Here is a 23,599-nt window from a genome sequence, read left to right as displayed (position 1 = left end):
CGTTCTCTTATTTTTTATTTTTTCAATAAATTGAATATCTCTTCAAAGTTACTGTTATATGCGTCATACACCAAACTTTCAATTTCCTCAAGTGGAGGTATAAGTTCGATATCTTGCATAAATTTCAATAAAGTTCTGTAACTATATAGCATAGTATTTTCCGAAAGATTTAAATGCTTTTGGTTATTAGAAAAGATTTCGAGGTATTTTGATATTTTTCTTCTGTCTTGCTCGAATATGTCCCCATATAACTTAGCACAAATATCTTCTACTACCGGAATTTCCAGCTCCCGTGATAAAGCAAAAGTTTCACTGTCATCAAATTCTACCATTGGGTTAATTCTGTATATTTTCTTTCCCGGTATCCCCAAATCAACCTTTGTATATGCCGAAAACGAAGCAAGATATATGCAATCGGCCTTGTATTTTTTAGGATTCTTCTCTTTCACCTCATACCACTTTGAACCATCTGACTTTAATAAATGAGAAAGCAAAGTATAATGAGAATCCCATTTTGTCCATCCACAAGCAAATAAAGTGTTGTCTTCATGTGCTTCTTTAAGAAAATAATCGTTAAATGCTTTCATTTTCGTATTAAAGCACATCATACATGACCAATACATTTTCAGTATACGGTCTTCAATAAGCTCGTATTCGACAGGAATAACTTTACATTCCATGTATTGAGACCAGTATTCCAGAAAATTATCTATCACTTTTTTCTGTTCTATTAATAAATCTTTTTGAGTACTGTTAATTGCTGTATTGAATATTTTATCTGGTATATCATTCCAAAGCGGATAGGGAGTTGGTGCTATCAACATATCTAGTTTTATATCCGGACGTTCTTCTTTTTGGTATTCCATTAGGAAATGAGTCATAATCGCAGCATCTTTCCCACCTGACATACCTATTACAATCTTTTTCGTTTCTTTCGGGATAATATTAAAATCCGTTATCGTTCTTTTAAACTTTTGATATTTTTCATTAAACATATTTTTTAACCTTCCCCATATTCAAGAATCTATGCCCCTATATTAGTGGGCTAATTTTATCACTTTTCCAATAAATCTTCCCTTTTAGGGTAATAGGACTCAATTGACTCAAACGGTATCTCAACAATTTCAGCAGAATGTTTTACATTTTTCAATATAATATAAGCATCACCTGATTTCATGGAAATCAGCTCACCATCTACTACAAGATTCATTTTGCCATGGGACACATATATGCTTTGCTCATATTCATGCGAGTGTAGAGGTATATTGATTTTTTCGCTAATCTTATATCTACATAGTGTCATATGATCTCCAGATACCATTTCAACAATCGCCGCATCTCCTAAAAGTTGATTTTTTACTTCCTTCCACTTACTATTGCTTAATACTTCCATATTAATCCCCTTTTTGAAATTATGTAGCTTACATCAGGCAAAAAACTCAATTTACCTCTGCAAGCATTTTGCACGTCTTATTCCCTCTAGTAATATTTTTTCTACAAAAAGTTTTCAAAGTTATTTCAACATAAAAACCATTCAACGATAAATTTTGTGATACTTTGACAAAGTGCTGATAATAGGAGAAAAGAAAAACCTATACACCGTTTATTCTGAAATGTACTAACATAACACAAAGGTGTAAAATGTATAGAACTTTCACAAGGGTATTAATTATGCATGTAATCACATTCAAAATCATGTCCGAAAGCCAAGTAACAAGGACGAGGAATTCAAAATTCGTTAGACTCTTTTAAAGCATGCAGAAGTCTTAAACTTGAGGAAGACCTGCTCTTAATCTTTATCTGAATCAAATATCTTGTAATTGAGTAGTTGCAATACCTCAGAAAAGAACTTTAAATCTTGAATTAAATCAGATGTCATTTGCATCTATCGTATATTTTAAGGTTTTTGTTGCAATGTATGGTATTCCGGAACAAAACTTTTTTGTATGACTCTAGGCAATTGGTTGCCATACATCCTGCTCCACTTCGATTATTAGATATTTAACGGTCTTGCCATGAGTAACAACAACAAGGGAAAAAGATAAAACGTAGAGGTTATATATATCACAATGACAGGAGCTTCAATTCTTGGGTCAAACCTGAATTTGAATGTGCATATATATATTTAGATGTCAAAGTGCAGTAGAGATTGTATACTCTGTTGGTTTCCTGATTTACCCTAATTGAATAGTCCACCTTGCATAGGAGTTCTTTGGGAATAACAGAAGAACCCTCACTTCCACTTTGCTGCAAATAGTCTAACTATTATCAACATTCACTATCCGGATAGTGCTAACAATGCCATAACTTTCAATGACATTCAAAAGATATATTAGTTCGTCAAAATAAGTTTAATATATTCAGAAAATATTGTCAATACGTGAATTTTATGAGTCGAATAATAAGAAAGTTATTTTCACATTCTAGCTAATGTAATTAATAGCATTTCCCGGTATTTTACTTAAACTCAAAGGTTGTCGTTTTTTAATATAAATGAATATTCAAACTGGATTTTGATTTGATTTATTTTATAAACTTTGTGATTTGTTGAAAAACCTCTTCAAAGATCGACAGAATATTCTAATGATTTGTTGTCATATATTGCTATAACTACAAATAATCTTCATTCTAAATTGTCATAAAATCGACGGTATTTAGATGGACTTGATTTGGTTAATTATTTTTATAGTATCATGTAAGATATGGGCAGGAAATTGGGTATCAATTTTTATCAGAAGCTAAACTTTGGGATGCATTAAAACCAAAAATTACTCTAGAACCTTTTAAAAAAGTAAAGAGTCCCTTTTTTTGAATATTGACGGTTTCCGGAACATTTTAATTAGTTTTCTACAAACCCAGGATATTTTTCATTATATTTACTTTAAATGGCTAAATAATATAGAATCGTTCGTTAATAATGCAATAGTAGCAGAAATAGTACTTACTTAGAGAAGAAGTTTGATTTAAATATGAAATTTGAAATATTGTACATATATTAGAACAATTTCAAAAAGCAAAAAAGATAATGCAATTTTATAATCAACCTTGGACAGCTTCATCTGCTTCATCCTTGTCCTGCCCTCTCCACCTCTATAGCAGCGTGCTTCCATTGCCAATGCAAGGTCATCGGCCCTCCTGAATGCACTTACAAACAAGGGAATCAATACGGGTATAAAGCTTTTTGCCCTTTCGAACATGCTGCCTGTGTCAAAGTCAGCTCCCCGAGAGGCCTGTGCTTTCATTATTTTATCCGTCTCTTCAAGCAATGTGGGTATAAATCTTAATGCAACAGTCATCATCATAGAAAATTCATGTACCGGCACTTTCAGATGTTTTAGAGGGCTTAGAAGCCTTTCTAGGCCATCTGTTAGGGATATGGGGGTTGTTGTCAAGGTCATAATGGATGAGCTCATAATCAAAAGCACAAACCTTAAGCTCGTTTTGGCCGCTATATCTATTCCTTCATAGGTGATGCGGACTGGCCCGTATCCTGCAAATAAAATGCCCGGAGTAGTAAAAATATTAATAAGCGCCGTAAAAACAATTATAGGCATAATTGGCTTTAAGCCTTTTAATGTATAACCAAAAGGTATCTTGCCAATAAAAACAGCCATGACAATAAAGCCTGCAAATGCAGCAAAGGCAAGATATGAATCTATAAGAAATATATTTGTCATTATAACTAGTGTCAGGATAATTTTTACCCTAGGGTCCGCTCTGTGTATCAATGAATCCCCGGGAAAATACTGTCCTAGTGTTATATCCTTAATCATAAGCCCCATTACTCCTTTCTTATGTATTTTTCCAATTCCGCTTTTGCTTCAGCAACAGTCAGGATATTGTCATTTAATTCGGGAATTTTCTTTTTTAATCTTTTCATCAGATAAGTAATCTGGGGAGCAGCAAGTCCTATTCTCTCCAGTTCGTCAATCTTATTAAAAACACTCCGTACCGAGCCACACATTTCAATTCTGCCCTTATTCATGACTACCACCCGTTGAACAAACTTTGCAACATCCTCCATACTATGGGATACCAGTATCACCGTCATTTTGTTGTTTTTATGCAAACTTGAAATCAATTCAAATATCTCATCCCGCCCTGCGGGGTCTAAACCTGCTGCCGGCTCATCCAGAACAAGGGTAGATGGCTCAAGTGCGAGGATTCCTGCCATAGCCACTCGCCGCTTCTGTCCCCCTGATAGTTCAAAGGGGGATTTACTTAGGATGTCTTCGGAAAGTCCCATCATGCTTACAGTTTTTCTGACCTTCCTGTCTATTTCATCCGTTTCTTCTCCTCTTTTTATGAGGCCAAAAGCTATATCCTTGTATACAGTTTCCTCAAACAGTTGATGTTCAGGGTATTGAAACACAATCCCCACCTGACTTTTCAGCTTACTCGCTTTTTTCCCTGCCAATTCCTCGCCATTTATATACACACTGCCTGAGGTAGGTTTTAAAAGGCCATTAAAGTGCTGGACAAGGGTAGATTTACCCGAGCCTGTATGCCCGATAATACCGACAAATTCACCTGTTTCTATGCTTAAATTTATATTGTCCAGTGCTATTTTTTCAAATGGAGTGCCCTTCATATAGGTATATGTAAGGTTGCTTACTTTTATGGACATTTTTCCTCCCCAGTGAGATTTAATATTAATATGTAGTTTTATTATTTATATTAATAATATTTATACACTTTTTAACTGTCAACTTCAAGTATAGTTTTATCCTATATATTTTGCAATAAATCATTTTAATGAATCTCCCAACCCAGTTCTATGGTATAATTGTGATTGGGAAAACTAAAGATAAATATATATACATTTGAAAGGTGGCATTATATGAATCATTATTACACTGAGAGCCCCGATACTCCGCATGATATCGGCACAATTAATTATACCGTGAAGGACTCTGTCATAAAGCTCAATACCGATGCCGGGGTTTTTTCTAAGAAAAAGGTTGATTTCGGAAGCGACCTTTTAATCAGATCCATTCCGCCGATAGCCGGCAATATTCTTGACATTGGATGCGGCTATGGTGTTATAGGTATTTCTCTTGCCCTATTAAATCCTAATTCAAAAATAACAATGATTGATATTAACGAACGTGCTGTTGATCTGGCTTCAGAAAATATTCGGCTAAATGGCATTGCCAATGCTAATGTCCTAAAAAGCGATGGTTTTTCCAATGTTACGGGCACATTTGAGGCTATTGTAAGCAATCCCCCGATACGAACTGGAAAGAAAGTAATCTACCCTATTTTTGAAAACAGCATAAACTTCTTAAATCCCGGAGGATCTATTTATCTCGTAATACAAAAAAAGCAGGGAGCAAATTCTGCAATTGATTTTCTCAAATCGGTTTATGGAAATTGTGAGGTTATTAATAAAAAGGGCGGGTACTGGATAATAAAAAGTACCAAAGAATAGTTTCGAACTCCCAGATAAAGGTCATCCTAAATATACCCACAAATATCAGGCTTTAATAATTATGTCGGCAAGGCATTGAACTGCTTCTTCCACAGTAAGTACATTATCCGGCACATTATAGCCACTCTTCTTAAGTTCATAAAATAATTCTGCAACTTGAGGAACATCAAGTCCTAGGGCCTTAATCTTATTGACTCTTGAAAATATTTCATGGGGATTTCCGTCCATCACGATTTTCCCTTGGTCGATCACCAGAACCCTTTTGGCCAATACTGCCTCCTCCATATGGTGGGTGATGTGTATGATTGTTATATTTTCTTTGCGATTTAAGTCTTTAAGGACTGTCAGCACTTCTTTTCTTCCAATCGGGTCAAGCATGGAAGTAGCCTCATCAAGGACTATACATTTTGGTTTCATAGCTAAAATACCTGCTATTGCTACTCGTTGCTTTTGTCCCCCCGATAAATGGTGGGGTGATGCTTTTTCTAGCTCCTCCATACCAACATTCTTTAGTGCTTCTTTTACTCTTTTTACAATCTCGTTCGAAGGTATACCAAGATTCTCCGGGCCAAACGCCACATCCTCCTCAACAGATGTTGCAACAATCTGATTATCCGGATTTTGAAATACCATGCCTACCGTTCGCCTTACCTCCCATAAGTTTTCTTCATCCGAGGTTTTTTTACCACCTATATAGATCACTCCCTGGGAAGGAATCAAAATAGCATTAAGAAGTCTTGCAAAGGTTGATTTCCCAGAGCCGTTTCGGCCAATAACAACCACAAATTCGCCTTCATTAATTATTGTATTTAGTTCCCTCAGTACAGGTGCTGTTTGGGTATCGTCATTATTTTTTTTGTATTCGTATTCTATATTGCTGGCTTCAACTATTATATCCCTCATCCAAACTCTCCTAATAAAACAGGGATTAAGGTGAATACCTGTATCACCCAATCCCCGTTAATTATATAGCTTCATTTAATATTAAACCAATTGCAGAATAACCATCTCTGCAGCATCGCCTTTTCTTGGACCAATTTTGTAGATTCTTGTATATCCACCATTTACATCCTTGTACTTAGGCGCGATCTCATCAAACAGCTTATTTGCAAGATTGATTGAATTACCTTCAGCATCTTTGACTTTATACAACCAGTTCATTACTTTCCTTCTTGCATGAAGTCTTGAAGGATTGTCAACTCTTTGCATATCAGTCTTTACTTCTCTTTCTACAACAAGATACTCATTACCGTTTTTAGACTTTTTAGTATTTGTAATCTTGTTACCCTTTGAATCCAGCCTAACTGCACTGACTTTTACCTGCTTTGATGTGAAGTTGTCACATTCCTTAACAGCTATTGCAATAAGCTTTTCTGCTATATTCTTAACTTCCTTAGCTCTCGCTTCAGTCGTTTCGATTTTACCATTTTGGAATAAAGACGTTACAAGACCCTTCAAAATCACTTTTCTCTGGTCGGTAGCACGTCCGAGTTTCCTTTGTGCTGGCATTCTTATACCTCCTTTGCTTAAGTCTGCTATGATCAGACCAAAAGGCCCTAATCATAGACATACTCGTTATTTAATTTATTCATGGTTAGTCTTCACTTGGAGCTAATGATAATCCCAAACCTTTTAACTTGTTCAGAACTTCCTCAAGAGACTTTCTTCCAAGATTTCTAACCTTCATCATGTCTTCCTCAGTTCTGTTTGTAAGATCTTCAACAGTATTTATTCCGGCTCTCTTCAAGCAGTTGTAGGATCTTACGGACAGATCAAGCTCTTCAATGGTCATTTCAAGGACTTTTTCCTTTTTGGTCTCTTCCTTTTCAACCATTATCTCAGCATTTTTAGCATTATCAGACAGGTCAATAAATAAGTTGAGATGCTCACTCATTATTTTTGCGCCCAGACTGATTGCCTCATCCGGTTTAATACTTCCATTTGTCCAAACTTCCAAAGTCAGCTTATCATAGTCTGTAACCTGACCGACACGCGTGTTCTCCACTGTATAGTTAACCTTATTTACCGGCGTAAAAATTGAATCAACAGGTATAACCCCTATTGGCTGACCGGGATGCTTATTCTTGTCGGCTGATACATATCCTCTGCCTCTATCAATGGTTAACTCCATATATAGTCTGTGCTCACCGCTCAATGTCGCAATCTTATGGTCCGGATTAAGAATTTCAACATCAGAATCTGCTTTAATATCCGATGCCTTTATCTCTCCTTCTCCCTCAGCATCAATATATACAACCTTTGGTCCGTCACTGTGAAGATTTAACGATAGCTCTTTAATATTAAGGATTATTTCGGTTACATCCTCAACTACACCAGGTATTGTTGAAAACTCGTGCAGTACGCCATCTATCTTGATTGAGGTTACAGCTACACCGGGCAAAGATGAAAGCAATATTCTTCTTAGTGAATTACCAAGAGTGATACCATATCCTCTTTCCAACGGTTCTACTACAAATTTCCCATATTTGTTGTCTTCACTAGATATTATACATTCTATCTTCGGCTTTTCAATTTCTATCATCAAAAACCCTCCTTTGAACTATTATATTTTTTGAGGGCAACTGATTCAAAGTTCTTTATCTCTCAATTTAACTATAATTAAACCTTCATCTCTATTGTTAGAATCCTCAGTTGCTGAACCAGAAATATACACTCAAACCTCTTTATTACTTGGAGTACAACTCAACTATGAGACTTTCCTTAAGTGGAAGGTCAATATCTTCTCTTGCCGGAAGAGCTACTACCTTTGCGGACATCTCTTCTGCATCATATTCCAGCCACTGCGGACTTGGCTTTGAAGCTGCAAGTTCTTTATTGTCCTTCATCTTCGGTGAGCTTTTGCTCTTTTCGTTTAATGCGATTACATCTCCAAGCTTTATAAGATATGATGGAATATTTACTCTTTTTCCGTTAACATTAAAATGACCATGTCTTACCAGCTGTCTTGCTTCAGGCCTTGAAGCTGCAAGACCCATTCTGTAAACAACATTATCCAGTCTCAGCTCGAGAATCTGAAGAAGGTTCTCACCTGTTATTCCTTTCTTTTTAACAGCCATATCAAAGTACTTTCTGAACTGGCTTTCAAGAACTCCATAGTATCTTCTGGCCTTTTGCTTTTCACGAAGCTGGAGACCATATTCTGACAATTTCTTTTTGTTTTGGCCGTGTTGTCCTGGAGCATATCCTCTCCTGGAAACCGAGCATTTATTTGTAGTGCATCTTTCACCCTTGAGGTAGAGTTTTTCACCCTCCCTGCGGCAGAGTCTGCAAGATGCGTCGGTATATCTTGCCATTTAGTTTTACACCTCCAACGAAAATATTAAAACTTTATATTTAATCTCGTCTATTATACTCTTCTTCTCTTAGGTGGCCTGCAGCCATTGTGAGGAATAGGAGTCACATCTTTAATAAGACTAACTTCAAGACCTGCTGCCTGCAGTGCCCTTATTGCAGCTTCTCTGCCGGATCCAGGACCTTTTACATAAACCTCAACAGTTTTGAGGCCATGCTCCATAGCTCCTTTAGCTGCAGTCTCTGCAGCCATTTGAGCCGCAAAAGGCGTACTCTTTCTTGAGCCTCTGAAGCCTAAGCTTCCGGCGCTTGACCAGGAAAGGGCATTTCCTGACACGTCAGTTAATGTGACTATTGTATTATTAAATGTTGAACGTATATGTGCTGCTCCACGTTCAATATTTTTACGCTCTCTTCTTTTTCTAGTAGTTCTCTTGCCACTAGTTGCTTTACTAGCCATTTGATCCCATACCTCCTTTTACTATTTCTTTCTTTGAGCTCCAACAGTTCTCTTCGGACCTTTTCTTGTCCTTGCATTGGTCTTGGTTCTTTGACCGCGAACCGGAAGACCCATTCTATGTCTTCTACCTCTGTAGCATCCAATTTCCATTAACCTTTTAATGTTGAGGGCAATTTCTCTTCTCAAATCACCTTCAACCTTATATTCTTTATCTATTGTTTCCCTTAGCTTGTTGATTTCATCATCGGTCAGATCTCTAACTCTTGTATCGGGGTTAATACCAGTCTTCTGTAAAATCTGATTTGACAAAGTTCTGCCAATTCCATAGATGTAGGTTAACCCGATTTCTACCCTTTTTTCTCTGGGTAAATCGACTCCGGCAATACGTGCCATCTTTCTTTACACCTCCAATAAATTACTATAAATTCTTCACATATTTTTTTATTTATAAAATAAACAATCCAGGTTATGATTGTAGGCATATAAATAATACATACAATCATACAGCCGCTCCTGTATGTTATTTTTAATGTAAAACTGTGCTAGATGACAGTTGACAAAAGACAGTTGCCATAGAATTCAAAGCTTATAGAATTACATTTATCTTAATATATTATACCGTCAATGTAATCCAATCCCATTATTCAATAAAAAAACAACTGTAACTATTTAATAATAGGCAAACTACTGTCCATTGTCAACTGTCATCTTTAAAATTTTTTAGCCCTGCCTTTGTTTATGTTTAGGATTCTGGCAAATTACCATTACCCTTCCTTTTCTTCTGATTATCTTGCATTTTTCGCAAATAACCTTTACAGATGGTTTTACTTTCATTTCTTTTTCCCTCCTTAAATTACTTAGCCCTCCATGTTATCCTACCCCGGGTCAGATCATAAGGAGATAGTTCAACTGTAACCTTATCCCCTGGTAAAATCCTTATAAAATTCATCCTGAGTTTACCGGATATGTGGGCCAGTATTTTATGTCCGTTATCCAATTCCACTTCAAACATTGCGTTTGGCAATGCTTCTACAACTCTACCTTCTACTTCAATAACATCTTCCTTAGACAAGTCAAATCCTCCTTACTTCTGATACCAAACCCTTTATTTCAATTAAATTCAACTTCCGCATCACCGATTTCGGCCAATGCTTTTCGAATTTCCGAATTTGAAACTCTAATTCCATTTTCAAATTTATCACTTAAAGGTAGTATAACTTTTTCGGTAATTGTCAGGTGCTTTATCTTCTTAGTCTTTGGCTTTTCTACTCTCCTAAGGTCACCATCTGATACCAATACGCTGTTATCATTTATTATGCCGATGACGACAAGTTTACGTCCGGCATCCCGCCCGGCTTTTGAGTAAACTACCTGCCCCACGCTAACTTTCATCAACTCACCTCTGTTCTTTTTCATACCCTAACTTAGCATGGTCAAAATTATAGGTTCGTTTTCCGTTATCGCTATCGTGTTCTCATAATGGGCTGAAAGTTTACCGTCTGCTGTTATGACTGTCCATCCGTTTTGGAGTATCTTAACCATATGCGTTCCTTCGTTCACCATAGGTTCTATGGCTAGTGTCATACCAACTTCCAGCCTGCTTCTTTGTCCGCTGCATCTATAGTTCGGTATCTGGGGTTCTTCATGCATTTCTCTTCCTATACCGTGACCTACAAACTCGCGAACAACTGAAAAACCATTCTCCACTACATAGTCTTCCACAGCGCCGGAAATATCAATTATTCTGTTACCCTTAACCGCTTTCTCAATTCCCTTAAAAAAGCTTTCTTTCGTAACATCAATCAGCCTCTGGGCTTCATTGGAAATCTGCCCTACAGCAAAGGTCCTGGCAGCATCACCATGAAAGCCGTTTATATAAGCACCAATGTCGACACTAATAATATCGCCATCTTTAAGCACTCTTAAACCCGGTATCCCGTGAACAACTTCATTATTTACTGAAGCACATATGCTTCCAGGAAAGTCTGCAACATTCTTGAAAGCTGCCTTATAGCCCTTAAAAGATGGAATAGCTCCACACTTCCTGATAGTCTCTTCTGCAATTCTATCAAGTTCTATAGTGGAAACACCGGGTTTAACGGCTTCCTCAACATTTTTAAGGGCTAATGCAACTATTTCGCCAGCTTTCTTCATTAATTCAATTTCTCTTTTTGATTTAATTGATATCATAATTTAGCTCCACTCAAAGCATTTAAAACCTCTTTTTTTGTATCATCCACACTGTCCTGTCCATGTACCAATAAAAGTTTACCCTTCTTCTCATAATACTCAATTAGAGGTTCCGTCTGCTTATGATAAGTGCTCAACCTTTGGATGACTGTTTCTTCTTTGTCATCCTCTCTTTGAATCAATTCACTGTTGCAGCTGTCGCAAAGATCTTTCTCTTTCGGCTGATTATATAGTATATGGTAGCTCATGCCACATTTTGAACAGACCCTACGTCCTGACATTCTCTTGATTATTTCTTCATCAGGAACATGTATATTTAAAGCATAGTCCAATTCAATAGCCAGGTCTTTCAGAATTTCGTCAAGCTTCTCTGCTTGATATATTGTTCTAGGAAAACCGTCCAGTATAAAGCCACCTTTGCAGTCAGGTTGGGCAATTCTGTCTTTAACGATGTCCACAGTCAATTCATCCGGGACCAGTAACCCTTTATCGATATATTCCTTAGCCTTTTTACCAAGCTCTGTACCGTTTTTTATATTTGAGCGGAACATATCTCCCGTCGATATATGCGGTACACTATACTTTTCTGATATAACAACTGCCTGCGTTCCTTTTCCTGCGCCAGGTGCTCCAAGCAGAATAAGTCTCATAAATCATCCCCCTCACCTGCTACCAATCAGTTACCAATTCTAAGCGTATTCCAATTTGCAATGTATTATTCTAAGAATCCTTTGTAATGTCTCATTAACATTTGTGACTCAATCTGCTTCACTGTTTCTAGGGCAACACCAACAAGAATAAGTACACTGGTTCCTGCAAACCATATTCCGCTGATTCCAGTTATCGCCTGCAATATCGAAGGGAATATTTGAATCACAGCAAGGAACAAAGCAGAAAACCAAGTTATTCTGCTGATTACCTTATAAATATAATCAGATGTTGGTTTTCCCGGTCTTATTCCCGGTATAAATCCACCGTTTTTCTTAAGGTTGTTTGAAAGTTCAACAGGGTTGAACTGAATAAATGTATAGAAAAACGTAAAGAACATAATTAGCAGACCGGACAAAATTGAAATTTCAATCCTGCTCTGGAAGCCTCTAAAGTACTCAGCTACAGGATGGGTCGAGTTCGGGAAGAAAAACCCTACTACTGTTGCAGGCAATGCAACAAAGGATGTTGCAAATATAATAGGCAAAACTCCCGCCATATTTACTTTTATTGGAATATGAGTGCTCTGCCCACCATACATTTTCCTTCCAACAACACGTTTTGCATATTGTACAGGTATACGCCTTTCAGCCTCAGTAACCCATACAACTGCAGCTATAATAGCTACAAATAAACACAATACACCTACTAAACCAAGAACTCCGAAGAAGCCCTTTCCTAATTTCTCTAACTTGAACTGACTATACAGATATGCTACTCCCGAAGGTCCTCTTGATACAATACCAGCAAAGATTATCAAGGATATTCCGTTTCCTATGCCATATTCTGTGATTTGTTCACCGAGCCACATCAGGAAAGCTGTACCTGCTGTAAACGAAAAAGCTATTGTAATGAATGACAATATATTTCTTTCATTTACAGCCTCACCTAATCCAAAGTAAAATGCTGTTGCTTGGAGGAATCCGAGGATAACCGCTCCATATCTTGTATACTGTGCTATAATCTTCCTACCTTCTTCTCCTTCTTTCGCAAGAGCTTCAAGTTTAGGAATTGCTACTGTTAAAAGCTGTATAATGATCGAAGCATTAATATAAGGTGAAATACTCATGGCGAAGATTGTTGCTTTCTCAAACGCTCCACCAGACAAAATATTAACAAAGCCGAAGATTGTTCCTTGACCTATCATACCTTTCAGTACATCAGGATTCAAGCCAGGCACCGGTATAAAAGAACCTAACCTGAATATGACTATCATCAGTAAAGTAAAAAACATCTTTTTTCTCAAGTCAGCTATCTTCCAGGCGTTTCTTACAGTCGTAAACAACCCCATATTATATCACCTCGACCTTTCCTCCCGCAGCCTCAATTTTTTCTGAAGCCGTCTTAGTAAATCTTGCTGCCTTAACAGTAAGCTTTTTTGTTAGATCGCCATTACCTAAGATTGCTACACCATCATTTATCTTCTTAATAATGCCCTTTTCTTTCAAGAGCTCCTGGGTTACTACTGTTCCATTATCAAACGCATTTAAATCCGACACATTAACTTCAGCATATACTTTTGCAAATATATTATTGAATCCCCTCTTTGGAACCCTTCTGTAGAGAGGCATCTGTCCACCTTCAAATCCGGGTCTTACACCGCCTCCGGCACGTGAATTCTGACCTTTATGTCCTCTACCAGCCGTTTTTCCATTACCGGTTCCGTGTCCTCTGCCTTTTCTTTTAGGCATTCTCGCTGAGCCTGGAGCAGGTTGTAATTCAAACAACTTCATGGATTACACCTCCTTTATATTTCTTCTACTGATAAAACATGTTCAACTTTCTTAATCATACCTCTAATCTGAGGGTTATCCTGCTGTTCAACACAGGCGCCGATTTTCCTTAAACCTAAGGCTTTAACCGTTGCCGCCTGTGCCTCTTTTAATTTATTGGTACTCTTAACCAAAGTTATTTTTAGCTTTGCCACTAGAGTTCCCTCCTAACCTAATACTTCTTCAACAGTTTTATTACGAAGCTTAGCCACTTCTTCTACAGTCTTTAGCTGAGAGAGACCTTCAATAGTTGCGTTAACCATATTTATAGGGTTATTTGTCCCTAAGGACTTAGTCCTGATATCTTTAATACCTGCTAATTCCAGAACCGCTCTAACCGGACCTCCAGCTATAACTCCAGTACCGGCTCCAGCCGGTTTAAGAAGTACCTTTCCTGCTCCAAATTCCCCAATAACCTCATGAGGAATTGTAGTATCAACTAATGGAACCTTTATAAGATTCTTTTTGGCGTCTTCTATACCTTTTCTTATTGCATCAGGTATTTCTGCAGCCTTACCCATACCGCTGCCAACATGGCCATTTTCGTCTCCTACAACAACAAGGGCACTGAAACGGAAATTTCTACCACCTTTAACAACCTTGGTTACACGCCCGATATTTACTACTTTCTCTTTAAGATCCAAAACACTGGCATCTATACGTTGCAAATTTTTCTCCCTCCTTCTATTAAAACTCTAAACCTGCTTCCCTTGCACCTTCAGCAAGTTCCTGGATTCGTCCGTGATATATATATCCACCTCTGTCGAATACAACACTCTTTATACCGCTGGCCAAGGCTTTTTTAGCAACAAGCTTGCCAACTTCTCTGGCAGCTTCCTTGTTTCCGCAATAGCCTAACTTGCTTTTTATGTCCTTGTCAAGCGACGAAGCAGAAACAAGAGTTTTTCCAGCTGTATCATCAATCACCTGAGCATAGATATTTGTTAAGCTTCTGTATACATTCAAGCGTGGACGTTCTGCTGTACCGACAACCTTTTTCCTTACTCTCGCATGCTTTCTAACTCTGGCAACATTTGATCCGGGTTTTTTTATCATTTATTTCACTCCCTCCTATTTCTTACCTTTGCCGCCTGTTTTACCTTCTTTGCGTCTTATAATTTCATTCTCATACTTAATACCTTTTCCTTTATAAACCTCAGGCTCTCTCTTGCTTCTAATCTTTGCAGCGAATTCACCAACAGCCTGCTTATCGATACCTTTGACAACTATTTTGTTAGGAGCAGGCACTTCCACGGTTATACCCTGAGGCTCTTCCATCTCAACGGGATGGGAATATCCAAGAGTCAGCACCAGCTTTTTTCCCTGTTTCTGTGCTCTGTATCCCACACCATTTATTTCTAAAGCTTTTTCATATCCCTCAGTAACTCCAACAACCATGTTGTTTATAAGAGTTCTGGTTAGACCATGCAAAGCTTTGTGCATTTTTTCATCAGAAGGCCTTTGAACTAAAACGTTACTGCCTTCAACCTTAATAATCATGTCTTTGTGGAACTGTTTTGACAAAGTTCCTTTTTGTCCTTTAACAGTCAAAGTATTGTTATCTCCTAACTTAACATCAACACCCTTTGGAACTGCTATCGGCAATCTTCCTATTCTTGACATTGTGGCACCTCCAGTCCTTAACATTGAGAGTTTAAGTTACTTTTCCCTAAACTCTTTTCAGAAACTTTTTACTTTACCATACAAACGCTATAACTTCTCCGCCAACGCCTTCCGCTCTTGCCTTCTTATCTGTCATGATTCCCTTTGACGTAGAAATTATTGCAATTCCAAGGCCTCCAAGCACTTTAGGTATTTCACTCTTTCCAGCATATACCCTAAGTCCCGGTTTGCTGATTCTCTTTAAGCCTGAAATAACGTTTTGCTTGTTGTTTGTATATTTTAATTTTATTCTTATTACACCCTGCTTACCGTCATTTACTTCCTCTATGCCCTTTATATAACCTTCTTCCAACAATATGTTTGCTATTGATCTTTTGATGTTGGAAGCTGGTATATCAACAGTTTCATGTTTTGCAGAACTAGCATTTCTTATTCTGGTCAACATATCTGCGATTACGTCCGTTACCTGCATATGTTTAACCTCCTTTCACAAGATACCTACCAACTTGCTTTACGAACACCGGGTATTTGACCCTTATAAGCCAATTCTCTGAAGCATAAACGACAAATTCCGAACTTTCTCATATAGGAATGTGGCCTTCCACAAAGTTTACATCTGTTGTATGCTCTTGTCTTATACTTAGGTGTTCTCTGCTGTTTTAGAATCATAGCTTTTTTTGCCACGCAAAAATCCCTCCTTTTAGCTTTGGCTAAACGGCATTCCCATTAATTTGAGGAGTTCTTTAGCCTCTTCATCGGTATTTGCCGTTGTGACAAATGTTATATCCATCCCTCTTATCTTATCGATCTTATCATAATCAATTTCAGGGAATATAAGCTGTTCCTTTACACCCATCGAATAATTTCCTCTTCCGTCAAAAGAGTTTACAGGTACACCTCTAAAGTCTCTTACTCTTGGAAGGGAAATGTTTATGAGTTTATCAGCAAACTCGTACATCTTATCCCCTCTTAATGTTACTTTACAACCGATATTCATTCCTTGCCTTAGCTTAAAAGCAGCAACAGATTTTTTGGCTTTTGTTACAACGGGCTTTTGTCCGCTTATCAGTGCCATATCATTAACTGCCGCATCCATAGCCTTGGCATTTTCCTTTACATCACCAACACCCATGTTCAAGACAATCTTCTCGAGCTTTGGTACTTGCATTGGACTTTTATATTTAAATTTAGCCTGTAAAGCTGGCACAACTTCATTTTTATATTTGTCTTTTAATCTTGGCATCAACATTTACCTCCTTTCTTAGAGAGCCACAATTACTTTTTAGCTTCCTTTATTACATCTATTGTAGCGTTACATTTCTTGCACTCTCTATCTTTTTCTCCATTTTCAAGAATTCGTCTTCTAACCTTTGTTGGCTTTCCGCATTTCGGGCAAACAAGCATAACATTTGAAGCATGTATGGGCGCTTCCTGTTGGATTATGCCGCTTTGTTGATATTGTGACCTTGCTTTTTTATGCTTCTTTACAATATTCATTCCTTCAACGATAACAGTTCCGTCCTTAGGATTAACATCTAAAACTTTACCCTTTTTTCCTTCCTTTTTTCCGGTTAGAAGTACAACAGTATCTCCTTTTTTTACATGAACCTTGTTATTCAATTTAAGCCGCCTCCTCCCTTATAAAACTTCTGGTGCGAGGGACAATATCTTCATATATTCCTTATCCCTTAATTCTCTTGCAACAGGCCCAAATATACGAGTTCCTCTTGGGTTTTTATCCTCTTTGATCAAAACTGCCGCATTTTCATCAAACTTTATATACGAACCGTCTGCTCTTCTAACTCCTCTTTTAGAGCGGACAATTACACATTTCACAACATCACCTTTTTTAACAACGCCACCGGGTGTTGCATCTTTAACAGAAGCTACTATAACGTCACCAATGTTTGCATACTTTCTTTTAGATCCACCAAGAACCTTTATGCACATAAGTCTTTTTGCACCGGTATTGTCGGCAACCTTAAGTGTTGTTTGTACCTGAATCATAATAGAACCTCCTTTCAGCTAACATTAACGGGCTCTTTCAATAATCTCAACGAGTCTCCACCTTTTATCCCTGCTAAGTGGGCGTGTTTCCATAACCTTGACTTTATCACCGATTTTGCACTCATTATTTTCATCATGAGCCTTTAATTTATAAGTTCTTTTAACAAACTTCTTATAAAGCGGGTGTTTTTCAGAGCTTTCTATAGACACAACTATCGTTTTATCCATCTTATCGCTGGTAACCTTACCAACTTTGACTTTTCTCAATCCTCTGTCAGCCAACTAAAACTACCTCCTTTCAAGGTATATCAAACCTGTATACCCTTAAGTTCTCTTTCCTTTAATATAGTCTTTATACGAGCAATGGATCTCTTAACATCCTTTAACTTCATAGGATTTTCAAGTTGATTGGTAGCGTGCTGAAACCTAAGCTTAAAAAGCTCTGACTTCAACTCTACGAGTTCCTTTTGCAATTCCTCTTGCGATTTATTTCTTATATCTTTAGCTTTCATTTGCTTCACCACCCATTTCATCTTCACGTGTTACAAATTTACACTTAATGGGAAGTTTATGCATAGCAAGCCTTAGAGCTTCCCTTGCAACTTCTTCCGACACACCGGCAATTTCAAACATTACCCTTCCTGGTTTAACAACAGCTACCCAATACTCAGGAGAACCTTTACCGCTTCCCATACGAGTTTCGGCAGGTTTCTCAGTTACAGGCTTGTCTGGAAATATTTTTATCCAAACTTTTCCGCCTCTTTTTATAAAACGCGTCATTGCTATTCTGGCTGCTTCTATTTGATTACTTGTTATCCATGCTGGCTCAAGAGCCTGAAGTCCGAAATCGCCATGAACAACCTTGTTTCCTCTGGTTGCTACACCTTTCATTCTTCCTCTCTGAACCTTTCTACGTTTTACCCTTTTAGGCATTAACATTACTTATCTCCTCCTTCCTGCTTCTTATCCTTCTTAACAGCTGGAAGAACTTCTCCTTTATATATCCAAACCTTAACGCCTAGTTTTCCATAAGTTGTATTAGCTTCAGCAAAACCATAGTCAACATCTGCTCTTAATGTCTGGAGAGGAATTGTTCCTTCATGATAATGCTCTGTTCTAGCTATTTCAGCACCACCGAGACGTCCGGATACGGCTGTCTTTATTCCTTTAGCTCCAAGTCTCATAGCTCTTGACATTGCCTGTTTCATTGCTCTTCTGAAAGATATTCTCTTCTCAAGCTGAGAAGCAATGTTTTCAGCAACAATCTGAGAATCAAGCTCCGGTACTTTTATCTCTGTTATATTTATCAATACACTTTTTTGAGTCATCTTTTCGAGCTGCTTTCTTAACTCTTCAATACCAGCTCCACCCTTACCTATTACAAGTCCAGGTTTTGAAGCATTAACATTAATCTTCACTTTGTTTGCAGCTCTTTCTATTTCAATTCTTGAAATACCTGATGTATAAAGTTTATTCTTAATGAACTTTCTTATTTTGAAATCTTCTACCAAGAATTCGCTGAAATTCTTGTTACTAGCATACCATTTTGTATCCCAGTCTTTAATAATTCCTATTCTTAATCCATGGGGATTAACTTTTTGGCCCATTATCCACCCTCCTTTTCTTTTAGCTTCTTTCCTTAACTACCAAAGTAATATGACTGGTTCTTTTCCTAATTCTATCTGCACTACCTTTAGCCCTAGGCATTATTCTTTTCAATGTAGGACCCTGATTTGCAAATGCCTCAGCAACATAAAGATTGTCTCTATCAAGTCCATTGTTGTTTGTTGCATTTGATTCAGCAGATTTCAGCAACTTATACAATATATCTGACGAAGCTTTTGGAGTATATCTCAATATACCGTATGCTTCATCAATGCCCTTACCTTTTATAAGATCCAATACAATTTTTACTTTCCTTGAAGATATTCTTGCATATCTTACAACAGCTTTGCCCTGGTCTTTTCCAATTCCAAGCTTCTTTCTTTCGCTTTTAGTAAGCAAAGCCGGCTTTTTTGATCTTCTATGTTTAGCATTATAAGCTTCTATGGCTTTCTGATTTTCTTCAAGATTATCTTGTTTTACTTTTGCATCCTGTGCCAAGCGGATCTCCTCCTTTCAGTTAACCTAACTTTATCTTAACCCTGACGATCTTTCAGTATGAGAACCATGTCCTTTGTAAGTCCTTGTAGGCGCAAATTCTCCTAACTTATGACCAACCATTTCTTCCGATATATAAATCGGTACATGCTTTCTTCCATCATGTACTGCAATTGTATGTCCTACCATCTGTGGAAATATTGTAGAAGCTCTAGACCATGTTTTTAACACTTTCTTTTCGTTTTTAGTGTTCATATCTTCTATTCTCTTAAGAAGCTTTGGATCTACAAATGGTCCCTTTTTTACTGATCTACTCATCTGTCCGTGTCCTCCTTTCATTTACCGCTTAAAAACCTCTGACAAAACAATTACAAATTATTTTCTTCTCTTAACAATAAACTTATCAGATGCTTTATTCTTCTTTCTTGTCTTATAACCCAATGTCGGTTTACCCCACGGAGTTACAGGACTTGGTCTACCAATCGGTGATTTACCTTCACCACCACCATGAGGGTGATCAACCGGATTCATTACAACACCACGAACTGTAGGCCTTACTCCCATCCATCTCTTTCTTCCGGCCTTACCTATTGAGACATTCTCATTCTCAACATTTCCTACTTGACCTATGGTAGCTTTACACTTTATGCTTACCATTCTTACCTCACCGGAAGGAAGTCTTACTTGAGCATATGCCCCTTCTTTTGCCATCAGCTGTGCAACATTTCCTGCTGCTCTAACCAATTGCCCACCTTTGCCCGGCTTCAACTCAATATTATGGATTTCCGTACCTACCGGGATATTCTCCAGTGCCAATGCATTTCCCGGCTTAATATCAGCGTTTTCGCCCGATTCTACTATGTCTCCAACTTTCAATCCGTCAGGAGCAAGTATATATCTCTTTTCACCGTCAACATAATTGAGAAGTGCTATATAAGCAGTTCTGTTTGGGTCATATTCTATAGCCGCAACCTTTGATTTTATTCCATCCTTGTCTCTCTTAAAGTCAATTATTCTATATTTTTGTCTTGCTCCCCCTCCATGGTGGCGAACCGTGATCCTTCCATATGAGTTCCTGCCGCCAGTCTTCTTAAGGGGTGCCAATAATGATTTTTCTGGTTCTTTCTTAGTTATCTCCTCAAAGGTAGATACAGACATAAACCTAGTTGCAGGAGATGTTGGATTATACTTCTTAACTGGCATTTCTTTTCACTCCTTAATCTATCTTACTGCTGGTAAGATCTTCTTATTGTGCAGCACCAAATTCTTCAATGCTTGATTTATACTTCTTGGTTGTAGTGGTTGTTTTACCACCGTCTGTTAAATATGTTACCGGTTTTGGATCTGTATCAATCTTTACAACTGCCTTTTTCCAATCCGGTCTGTTACCTTCATGTACTCCCATTCTCTTTTGTTTTCCTTCATACTTTACTGTGTTTACTTGAAGAACCTTTACCTGAAACAACTTTTCAACTGCGTGTCTAATCTCAGTTTTTGTTGCTTTTACATCTACAATAAAGGTGTACTTGCCGTTTGCTATCTCAGCATTACTTTTTTCAGTAATATACGGCCTTTTAATTATATCTTCAGCAGCTCTCATTATGCGTACACCTCCTCAACTTTTGATACTGCATCCTTGGTTATAATAAATTTGCTGTGCTTCATTATGTCATACACATTCATTGTGTTAACAAACAAAGTCTTCAAACCTGGAATATTTCTTGCCGATAATTCTACATTTTCATTCTTCTCAGCCAGAACCAGTACAGCAGTTTGATCAATCTTGAGATTCTTTAAAACATCTGCCATCTGTTTTGTCTTTATTTTATCGAAGCTTAAGTTATCAAGTACAAGCAATTCGTTTTCATTAACCTTTGATGATAACGCCGACTTCAATGCGAGCCTTCTGACCTTTTTAGGAAGCGTATATCTGTAGCTTCTTGGCTTTGGTCCGAGTGCTATTCCACCTTTTATCCATTGTGCAGAACGAATACTACCTTGTCTTGCTCTTCCAGTACCCTTCTGTCTCCAAGGCTTTCTGCCTCCTCCGCGCACTTCACTTTTTGTCTTTGTTGACTGAGTACCTTGTCTCTTATTTGCCAGCTGATTCACCACAACCTGATGAATAGCGCTTTTATTGATATCAATTCCGAAAATGTCATCATTTAAATTTATGTCACCTACAACCTTACCATTTATATCATATACATCAACTTTCGGCATTTTAAATCCTCCTTTCATTCTTTTTTATCTACGGGACTTTACTGTATCTTTTATTATCAACAATCCGCCTTTAGCTCCCGGTACTGCTCCTTTTACAAGCAGAAGGTTTCTTTCAGCATCTACCTTTACAACATCAAGATTCTGGACTGTTACTCTATCTACACCCATATGTCCCGGTAACTTCTTGCCTTTAAATACTCTTGCAGGGTTTGTATTCGCTCCCATAGAACCTACTCTTCTATGATACATGGAACCATGTGTTTCCTTACCTCTTGCATGTCCATATCTTTTAATTACACCTGCAAAGCCTTTACCTTTTGAAATTCCTGTTACATCTATTCTGTCACCATCTTGGAACATGTCTGCAACTTTAATTTCTTGCTTTACATCATATTTATCAGGCTCATCAACTCTAAATTCCCTAATGTACTTTTTAGGCGCTATGTCCAATTTTGAGAATAATCCCTTTTGTGGTTTATTCAATCTCTTTTCTTTAACATCGCCAAATCCAACTTTTAATGAATTATATCCATCTGTTTCTGGATTTTTCTTCTGGATAACCGTTATTGGACCTGCTTCTATAACAGTAACAGGAATTAACAATCCATCTTCATTAAAAATTTGTGTCATGCCTACTTTTTTGCCAAGCATAAATTTTTTCATCTATTATCCCTCCTATGGTTATTGGTTCACATCATGCGATGCCTTCATCCATAATATGTGAACATGACCTTTTATACAGTTGCTATACTATTATAATTTTATCTCAATATCTACACCTGCTGGCAAATCCAATCTCATTAACGCGTCTACCGTCTTTGGTGTAGGAAGCAGAATATCAATAAGTCTCTTGTGGGTTCTCATTTCAAACTGCTCACGAGAATCTTTGTACTTATGCGGAGCTCTAAGTATTGTTATTATCTCCTTTTCAGTAGGTAACGGCACCGGCCCCGACACCTTAGCTCCTGTCCTCTTGGCTGTTTCAACTATTTTTTCTGCCGATTGGTCAAGAACTTGATGATCAAATGCTTTCAACCTGATTCTGATTTTTTGTTTGTTTGCCATACATAATCCTCCTTATTATTGTTACGTACAACAAGCAGATTTCTGTACACTATGCCGGGTGTTTCCTATTAGGTTATATTAAAACCCAGGAATATAACTTTATATTTGCCTGGGCTGTACTCATCCAAATCATATGCATACTAATATGCATAGCAAAATGTACAGTGACTTGTCGCCCGGTTTCTAGAATCGGACATTCTCCATGAAAGTTACCTGCATCTTACTTAGCAGCAATCTCCCACTTCATCGTATGCCTCGCCACAACATTCAATATTTTACTACATGATAAGTAATTTTTCAAGTATTTTTTTAATTTTATTTTCTTTCTAAATTGTAAAGTTCATTGTAAAATCAAATGCAACAAATTTATAGTATTACCCTCCACAATTTGTAATATTTCCTTAATTAAACTTGATAAAAATATATATGGCCAAATCCTAGCAAGTTTATTCATCTTTATATGGTGAAGCATAAACTACTTTAAACTTCCCTATCGAGTCCCTTCGCTTTAGCCTCTTTCATTTCATTCCAAGAGGCTAAAACACAACAAAGCCCTACGGGATAACCATAGGACTTTGATATAAATCTGGCAGCGACCTACTTTCCCGGGACGTCTCCATCCAAGTATCATCGGCACTGAGAAGCTTAACTACCGTGTTCGGTATGGGAACGGGTGTGTCCTTCTCGTCATAGCCACCAGAAGATTGT

The 23,599-nt window shown here is 37.5% G+C and carries 38 protein-coding genes and 1 rRNA gene; 1 reads left to right on the top strand and 38 read right to left on the bottom strand.

Annotation, left to right across the window (positions count from 1 at the left end; all coding sequences use genetic code 11):
* Positions 1–14: 14 nt before the first annotated feature.
* From EFD62_RS13230 to EFD62_RS13210, 4 genes are all read right to left on the bottom strand, one after another.
* Positions 15–995: a hypothetical protein gene (locus EFD62_RS13230; protein WP_069194978.1), complete on the bottom strand. Its 981-nt coding sequence runs from the start codon at positions 993–995 to the stop codon at positions 15–17.
* A gap of 59 nt (positions 996–1,054) precedes the next feature.
* Positions 1,055–1,393 carry a cupin domain-containing protein gene (locus EFD62_RS13225; protein ID WP_069194979.1) on the bottom strand — a complete coding sequence of 113 codons (339 nt, stop codon included), beginning with the start codon at positions 1,391–1,393 and terminating at the stop codon, positions 1,055–1,057.
* A 1,570-nt stretch (positions 1,394–2,963) separates the two neighbouring features.
* Positions 2,964–3,773: an energy-coupling factor transporter transmembrane component T family protein gene (locus EFD62_RS13215; protein ID WP_128706258.1), complete on the bottom strand. Its 810-nt coding sequence runs from the start codon at positions 3,771–3,773 to the stop codon at positions 2,964–2,966.
* Positions 3,774–3,781: 8 nt separating this feature from the next.
* Positions 3,782–4,627, bottom strand: a complete 846-nt coding sequence (locus EFD62_RS13210) for an energy-coupling factor transporter ATPase (RefSeq protein WP_128706257.1) — start codon at positions 4,625–4,627, stop codon at positions 3,782–3,784.
* A gap of 213 nt (positions 4,628–4,840) precedes the next feature.
* Between EFD62_RS13210 and EFD62_RS13205 the strand changes: the two genes are divergently transcribed.
* Complete coding sequence (locus EFD62_RS13205) at positions 4,841–5,431, top strand: class I SAM-dependent methyltransferase (RefSeq protein WP_069194981.1); 591 nt, start codon at positions 4,841–4,843, stop codon at positions 5,429–5,431.
* 45 nt (positions 5,432–5,476) lie between these two features.
* Here the strand turns inward: EFD62_RS13205 and EFD62_RS13200 are convergent, their stop codons facing one another.
* The 34 genes from EFD62_RS13200 to rrf form a co-directional block, all read right to left on the bottom strand.
* Complete coding sequence (locus EFD62_RS13200) at positions 5,477–6,334, bottom strand: energy-coupling factor transporter ATPase (RefSeq protein ID WP_128706256.1); 858 nt, start codon at positions 6,332–6,334, stop codon at positions 5,477–5,479.
* A gap of 81 nt (positions 6,335–6,415) precedes the next feature.
* On the bottom strand, positions 6,416–6,940 hold the full coding sequence (locus EFD62_RS13195; protein ID WP_069194983.1) for a bL17 family ribosomal protein: 525 nt from the start codon (positions 6,938–6,940) through the stop codon (positions 6,416–6,418).
* Between the two features lie 85 nt (positions 6,941–7,025).
* Positions 7,026–7,973, bottom strand: a complete 948-nt coding sequence (locus EFD62_RS13190) for a DNA-directed RNA polymerase subunit alpha (protein WP_069194984.1) — start codon at positions 7,971–7,973, stop codon at positions 7,026–7,028.
* A gap of 145 nt (positions 7,974–8,118) precedes the next feature.
* Positions 8,119–8,745 (bottom strand): 30S ribosomal protein S4, encoded by a 627-nt coding sequence (gene rpsD / locus EFD62_RS13185; RefSeq protein WP_069194985.1) that lies wholly within the window; start codon positions 8,743–8,745, stop codon positions 8,119–8,121.
* A gap of 53 nt (positions 8,746–8,798) precedes the next feature.
* Positions 8,799–9,203: a 30S ribosomal protein S11 gene (rpsK, locus tag EFD62_RS13180; protein WP_069194986.1), complete on the bottom strand. Its 405-nt coding sequence runs from the start codon at positions 9,201–9,203 to the stop codon at positions 8,799–8,801.
* 21 nt (positions 9,204–9,224) lie between these two features.
* On the bottom strand, positions 9,225–9,596 hold the full coding sequence (gene rpsM, locus EFD62_RS13175; protein WP_069194987.1) for a 30S ribosomal protein S13: 372 nt from the start codon (positions 9,594–9,596) through the stop codon (positions 9,225–9,227).
* Positions 9,597–9,923: 327 nt separating this feature from the next.
* Positions 9,924–10,037, bottom strand: coding sequence for a 50S ribosomal protein L36 (rpmJ, locus tag EFD62_RS13170; RefSeq protein ID WP_010246774.1), 114 nt, complete (start codon positions 10,035–10,037; stop codon positions 9,924–9,926).
* 19 nt (positions 10,038–10,056) lie between these two features.
* Positions 10,057–10,275 (bottom strand): translation initiation factor IF-1, encoded by a 219-nt coding sequence (gene infA, locus EFD62_RS13165; protein WP_069194988.1) that lies wholly within the window; start codon positions 10,273–10,275, stop codon positions 10,057–10,059.
* 38 nt (positions 10,276–10,313) lie between these two features.
* Positions 10,314–10,595: a KOW domain-containing RNA-binding protein gene (locus EFD62_RS13160; protein WP_069194989.1), complete on the bottom strand. Its 282-nt coding sequence runs from the start codon at positions 10,593–10,595 to the stop codon at positions 10,314–10,316.
* A 27-nt stretch (positions 10,596–10,622) separates the two neighbouring features.
* Entirely contained in the window at positions 10,623–11,393 is a 771-nt protein-coding gene (gene map, locus EFD62_RS13155; RefSeq protein ID WP_069194990.1) for a type I methionyl aminopeptidase, read from the bottom strand.
* On the bottom strand, positions 11,390–12,043 hold the full coding sequence (locus EFD62_RS13150) for an adenylate kinase (RefSeq protein ID WP_069194991.1): 654 nt from the start codon (positions 12,041–12,043) through the stop codon (positions 11,390–11,392). Before EFD62_RS13150 ends, map begins: the two co-directional genes overlap by 4 nt.
* A gap of 65 nt (positions 12,044–12,108) precedes the next feature.
* Positions 12,109–13,392, bottom strand: a complete 1,284-nt coding sequence (gene secY, locus EFD62_RS13145; protein WP_069194992.1) for a preprotein translocase subunit SecY — start codon at positions 13,390–13,392, stop codon at positions 12,109–12,111.
* A 1-nt stretch (position 13,393) separates the two neighbouring features.
* Positions 13,394–13,834, bottom strand: coding sequence for a 50S ribosomal protein L15 (gene rplO, locus EFD62_RS13140; protein ID WP_069194993.1), 441 nt, complete (start codon positions 13,832–13,834; stop codon positions 13,394–13,396).
* Positions 13,835–13,848: 14 nt separating this feature from the next.
* Complete coding sequence (gene rpmD / locus EFD62_RS13135; protein WP_069194994.1) at positions 13,849–14,028, bottom strand: 50S ribosomal protein L30; 180 nt, start codon at positions 14,026–14,028, stop codon at positions 13,849–13,851.
* 12 nt (positions 14,029–14,040) lie between these two features.
* Positions 14,041–14,541, bottom strand: coding sequence for a 30S ribosomal protein S5 (rpsE, locus tag EFD62_RS13130; RefSeq protein ID WP_069194995.1), 501 nt, complete (start codon positions 14,539–14,541; stop codon positions 14,041–14,043).
* Between the two features lie 19 nt (positions 14,542–14,560).
* Entirely contained in the window at positions 14,561–14,929 is a 369-nt protein-coding gene (gene rplR / locus EFD62_RS13125) for a 50S ribosomal protein L18 (protein WP_069194996.1), read from the bottom strand.
* A 15-nt stretch (positions 14,930–14,944) separates the two neighbouring features.
* Positions 14,945–15,496 carry a 50S ribosomal protein L6 gene (gene rplF / locus EFD62_RS13120; RefSeq protein ID WP_069194997.1) on the bottom strand — a complete coding sequence of 184 codons (552 nt, stop codon included), beginning with the start codon at positions 15,494–15,496 and terminating at the stop codon, positions 14,945–14,947.
* A gap of 73 nt (positions 15,497–15,569) precedes the next feature.
* Positions 15,570–15,968: a 30S ribosomal protein S8 gene (gene rpsH, locus EFD62_RS13115; RefSeq protein ID WP_069194998.1), complete on the bottom strand. Its 399-nt coding sequence runs from the start codon at positions 15,966–15,968 to the stop codon at positions 15,570–15,572.
* 26 nt (positions 15,969–15,994) lie between these two features.
* Entirely contained in the window at positions 15,995–16,180 is a 186-nt protein-coding gene (locus EFD62_RS13110) for a type Z 30S ribosomal protein S14 (RefSeq protein ID WP_069194999.1), read from the bottom strand.
* A 16-nt stretch (positions 16,181–16,196) separates the two neighbouring features.
* A complete protein-coding gene (gene rplE, locus EFD62_RS13105; RefSeq protein WP_069195000.1) occupies positions 16,197–16,739 on the bottom strand; it encodes a 50S ribosomal protein L5 in 543 nt (180 codons plus the stop codon).
* A gap of 32 nt (positions 16,740–16,771) precedes the next feature.
* Positions 16,772–17,116, bottom strand: a complete 345-nt coding sequence (gene rplX, locus EFD62_RS13100; RefSeq protein WP_069195001.1) for a 50S ribosomal protein L24 — start codon at positions 17,114–17,116, stop codon at positions 16,772–16,774.
* An 18-nt stretch (positions 17,117–17,134) separates the two neighbouring features.
* The gene (rplN, locus tag EFD62_RS13095) at positions 17,135–17,503 is read right to left on the bottom strand and encodes a 50S ribosomal protein L14 (RefSeq protein ID WP_069195002.1); all 369 of its coding nucleotides are present in this window, start codon (positions 17,501–17,503) and stop codon (positions 17,135–17,137) included.
* 24 nt (positions 17,504–17,527) lie between these two features.
* Positions 17,528–17,785, bottom strand: coding sequence for a 30S ribosomal protein S17 (gene rpsQ, locus EFD62_RS13090; protein ID WP_069195003.1), 258 nt, complete (start codon positions 17,783–17,785; stop codon positions 17,528–17,530).
* 26 nt (positions 17,786–17,811) lie between these two features.
* A complete protein-coding gene (gene rpmC / locus EFD62_RS13085) occupies positions 17,812–18,015 on the bottom strand; it encodes a 50S ribosomal protein L29 (RefSeq protein ID WP_069195004.1) in 204 nt (67 codons plus the stop codon).
* Entirely contained in the window at positions 18,005–18,442 is a 438-nt protein-coding gene (gene rplP / locus EFD62_RS13080) for a 50S ribosomal protein L16 (protein WP_069195005.1), read from the bottom strand. The genes rpmC and rplP overlap by 11 nt, the downstream gene beginning before the upstream one ends.
* Complete coding sequence (gene rpsC, locus EFD62_RS13075; RefSeq protein WP_069195006.1) at positions 18,442–19,110, bottom strand: 30S ribosomal protein S3; 669 nt, start codon at positions 19,108–19,110, stop codon at positions 18,442–18,444. The genes rplP and rpsC overlap by 1 nt, the downstream gene beginning before the upstream one ends.
* Before the next feature lie 19 nt (positions 19,111–19,129).
* Positions 19,130–19,606, bottom strand: coding sequence for a 50S ribosomal protein L22 (gene rplV / locus EFD62_RS13070; RefSeq protein WP_083225179.1), 477 nt, complete (start codon positions 19,604–19,606; stop codon positions 19,130–19,132).
* Positions 19,607–19,636: 30 nt separating this feature from the next.
* Complete coding sequence (gene rpsS / locus EFD62_RS13065) at positions 19,637–19,921, bottom strand: 30S ribosomal protein S19 (RefSeq protein ID WP_069195007.1); 285 nt, start codon at positions 19,919–19,921, stop codon at positions 19,637–19,639.
* Between the two features lie 57 nt (positions 19,922–19,978).
* A complete protein-coding gene (gene rplB, locus EFD62_RS13060) occupies positions 19,979–20,806 on the bottom strand; it encodes a 50S ribosomal protein L2 (protein ID WP_069195008.1) in 828 nt (275 codons plus the stop codon).
* A gap of 43 nt (positions 20,807–20,849) precedes the next feature.
* Positions 20,850–21,203 (bottom strand): 50S ribosomal protein L23, encoded by a 354-nt coding sequence (gene rplW, locus EFD62_RS13055; protein ID WP_069195009.1) that lies wholly within the window; start codon positions 21,201–21,203, stop codon positions 20,850–20,852.
* Positions 21,203–21,826, bottom strand: coding sequence for a 50S ribosomal protein L4 (gene rplD, locus EFD62_RS13050; RefSeq protein WP_069195010.1), 624 nt, complete (start codon positions 21,824–21,826; stop codon positions 21,203–21,205). The genes rplW and rplD overlap by 1 nt, the downstream gene beginning before the upstream one ends.
* A gap of 24 nt (positions 21,827–21,850) precedes the next feature.
* Positions 21,851–22,489, bottom strand: a complete 639-nt coding sequence (gene rplC / locus EFD62_RS13045) for a 50S ribosomal protein L3 (protein WP_069195011.1) — start codon at positions 22,487–22,489, stop codon at positions 21,851–21,853.
* A 90-nt stretch (positions 22,490–22,579) separates the two neighbouring features.
* Positions 22,580–22,891 (bottom strand): 30S ribosomal protein S10, encoded by a 312-nt coding sequence (gene rpsJ / locus EFD62_RS13040; protein ID WP_038289980.1) that lies wholly within the window; start codon positions 22,889–22,891, stop codon positions 22,580–22,582.
* 584 nt (positions 22,892–23,475) lie between these two features.
* Positions 23,476–23,592, bottom strand: a 5S ribosomal RNA gene (rrf, locus tag EFD62_RS13035).
* Positions 23,593–23,599 lie beyond the last annotated feature (7 nt).

The organism is Acetivibrio mesophilus (assembly GCF_004102745.1).
GTDB lineage: Bacteria > Bacillota > Clostridia > Acetivibrionales > Acetivibrionaceae > Hungateiclostridium > Hungateiclostridium mesophilum.
The sequence above is the reverse complement of the archived record's forward strand: the minus strand, read 5'-3'. Positions and strand labels throughout refer to the sequence as shown.

What these genes read in the sequence shown, in the direction of transcription:
- rplN (WP_069195002.1), bottom strand. Translation starts at nt 17,503, where the DNA reads ATGATTCAGGTACAAACAACACTTAAGGTTGCCGACAATACCGGTGCA.
- rplR (WP_069194996.1), bottom strand. Translation starts at nt 14,929, where the DNA reads ATGATAAAAAAACCCGGATCAAATGTTGCCAGAGTTAGAAAGCATGCG.
- rpmJ (WP_010246774.1), bottom strand. Translation starts at nt 10,037, where the DNA reads ATGAAAGTAAAACCATCTGTAAAGGTTATTTGCGAAAAATGCAAGATA.
- rplE (WP_069195000.1), bottom strand. Translation starts at nt 16,739, where the DNA reads ATGCCAAGATTAAAAGACAAATATAAAAATGAAGTTGTGCCAGCTTTA.
- secY (WP_069194992.1), bottom strand. Translation starts at nt 13,392, where the DNA reads ATGGGGTTGTTTACGACTGTAAGAAACGCCTGGAAGATAGCTGACTTG.
- rpsK (WP_069194986.1), bottom strand. Translation starts at nt 9,203, where the DNA reads ATGGCTAGTAAAGCAACTAGTGGCAAGAGAACTACTAGAAAAAGAAGA.
- rplC (WP_069195011.1), bottom strand. Translation starts at nt 22,489, where the DNA reads ATGAAAAAATTTATGCTTGGCAAAAAAGTAGGCATGACACAAATTTTT.
- EFD62_RS13200 (WP_128706256.1), bottom strand. Translation starts at nt 6,334, where the DNA reads ATGAGGGATATAATAGTTGAAGCCAGCAATATAGAATACGAATACAAA.
- rpsH (WP_069194998.1), bottom strand. Translation starts at nt 15,968, where the DNA reads ATGCAGGTAACGGACGTAATCGCAGATATGTTGACCAGAATAAGAAAT.
- EFD62_RS13195 (WP_069194983.1), bottom strand. Translation starts at nt 6,940, where the DNA reads ATGCCAGCACAAAGGAAACTCGGACGTGCTACCGACCAGAGAAAAGTG.
- EFD62_RS13150 (WP_069194991.1), bottom strand. Translation starts at nt 12,043, where the DNA reads ATGAGACTTATTCTGCTTGGAGCACCTGGCGCAGGAAAAGGAACGCAG.
- rplB (WP_069195008.1), bottom strand. Translation starts at nt 20,806, where the DNA reads ATGCCAGTTAAGAAGTATAATCCAACATCTCCTGCAACTAGGTTTATG.
- rplP (WP_069195005.1), bottom strand. Translation starts at nt 18,442, where the DNA reads ATGTTAATGCCTAAAAGGGTAAAACGTAGAAAGGTTCAGAGAGGAAGA.
- EFD62_RS13190 (WP_069194984.1), bottom strand. Translation starts at nt 7,973, where the DNA reads ATGATAGAAATTGAAAAGCCGAAGATAGAATGTATAATATCTAGTGAA.
- EFD62_RS13225 (WP_069194979.1), bottom strand. Translation starts at nt 1,393, where the DNA reads ATGGAAGTATTAAGCAATAGTAAGTGGAAGGAAGTAAAAAATCAACTT.
- rpsC (WP_069195006.1), bottom strand. Translation starts at nt 19,110, where the DNA reads ATGGGCCAAAAAGTTAATCCCCATGGATTAAGAATAGGAATTATTAAA.
- rplD (WP_069195010.1), bottom strand. Translation starts at nt 21,826, where the DNA reads ATGCCGAAAGTTGATGTATATGATATAAATGGTAAGGTTGTAGGTGAC.
- rplW (WP_069195009.1), bottom strand. Translation starts at nt 21,203, where the DNA reads ATGAGAGCTGCTGAAGATATAATTAAAAGGCCGTATATTACTGAAAAA.
- map (WP_069194990.1), bottom strand. Translation starts at nt 11,393, where the DNA reads ATGATATCAATTAAATCAAAAAGAGAAATTGAATTAATGAAGAAAGCT.
- EFD62_RS13160 (WP_069194989.1), bottom strand. Translation starts at nt 10,595, where the DNA reads ATGAAAGTTAGCGTGGGGCAGGTAGTTTACTCAAAAGCCGGGCGGGAT.
- EFD62_RS13230 (WP_069194978.1), bottom strand. Translation starts at nt 995, where the DNA reads ATGTTTAATGAAAAATATCAAAAGTTTAAAAGAACGATAACGGATTTT.
- EFD62_RS13205 (WP_069194981.1), top strand. Translation starts at nt 4,841, where the DNA reads ATGAATCATTATTACACTGAGAGCCCCGATACTCCGCATGATATCGGC.
- rpsD (WP_069194985.1), bottom strand. Translation starts at nt 8,745, where the DNA reads ATGGCAAGATATACCGACGCATCTTGCAGACTCTGCCGCAGGGAGGGT.
- EFD62_RS13215 (WP_128706258.1), bottom strand. Translation starts at nt 3,773, where the DNA reads ATGATTAAGGATATAACACTAGGACAGTATTTTCCCGGGGATTCATTG.
- EFD62_RS13210 (WP_128706257.1), bottom strand. Translation starts at nt 4,627, where the DNA reads ATGTCCATAAAAGTAAGCAACCTTACATATACCTATATGAAGGGCACT.
- rpsJ (WP_038289980.1), bottom strand. Translation starts at nt 22,891, where the DNA reads ATGGCAAACAAACAAAAAATCAGAATCAGGTTGAAAGCATTTGATCAT.
- rpmC (WP_069195004.1), bottom strand. Translation starts at nt 18,015, where the DNA reads ATGAAAGCTAAAGATATAAGAAATAAATCGCAAGAGGAATTGCAAAAG.
- rpsM (WP_069194987.1), bottom strand. Translation starts at nt 9,596, where the DNA reads ATGGCACGTATTGCCGGAGTCGATTTACCCAGAGAAAAAAGGGTAGAA.
- rplO (WP_069194993.1), bottom strand. Translation starts at nt 13,834, where the DNA reads ATGAAGTTGTTTGAATTACAACCTGCTCCAGGCTCAGCGAGAATGCCT.
- rplF (WP_069194997.1), bottom strand. Translation starts at nt 15,496, where the DNA reads ATGTCAAGAATAGGAAGATTGCCGATAGCAGTTCCAAAGGGTGTTGAT.
- rpsS (WP_069195007.1), bottom strand. Translation starts at nt 19,921, where the DNA reads ATGAGTAGATCAGTAAAAAAGGGACCATTTGTAGATCCAAAGCTTCTT.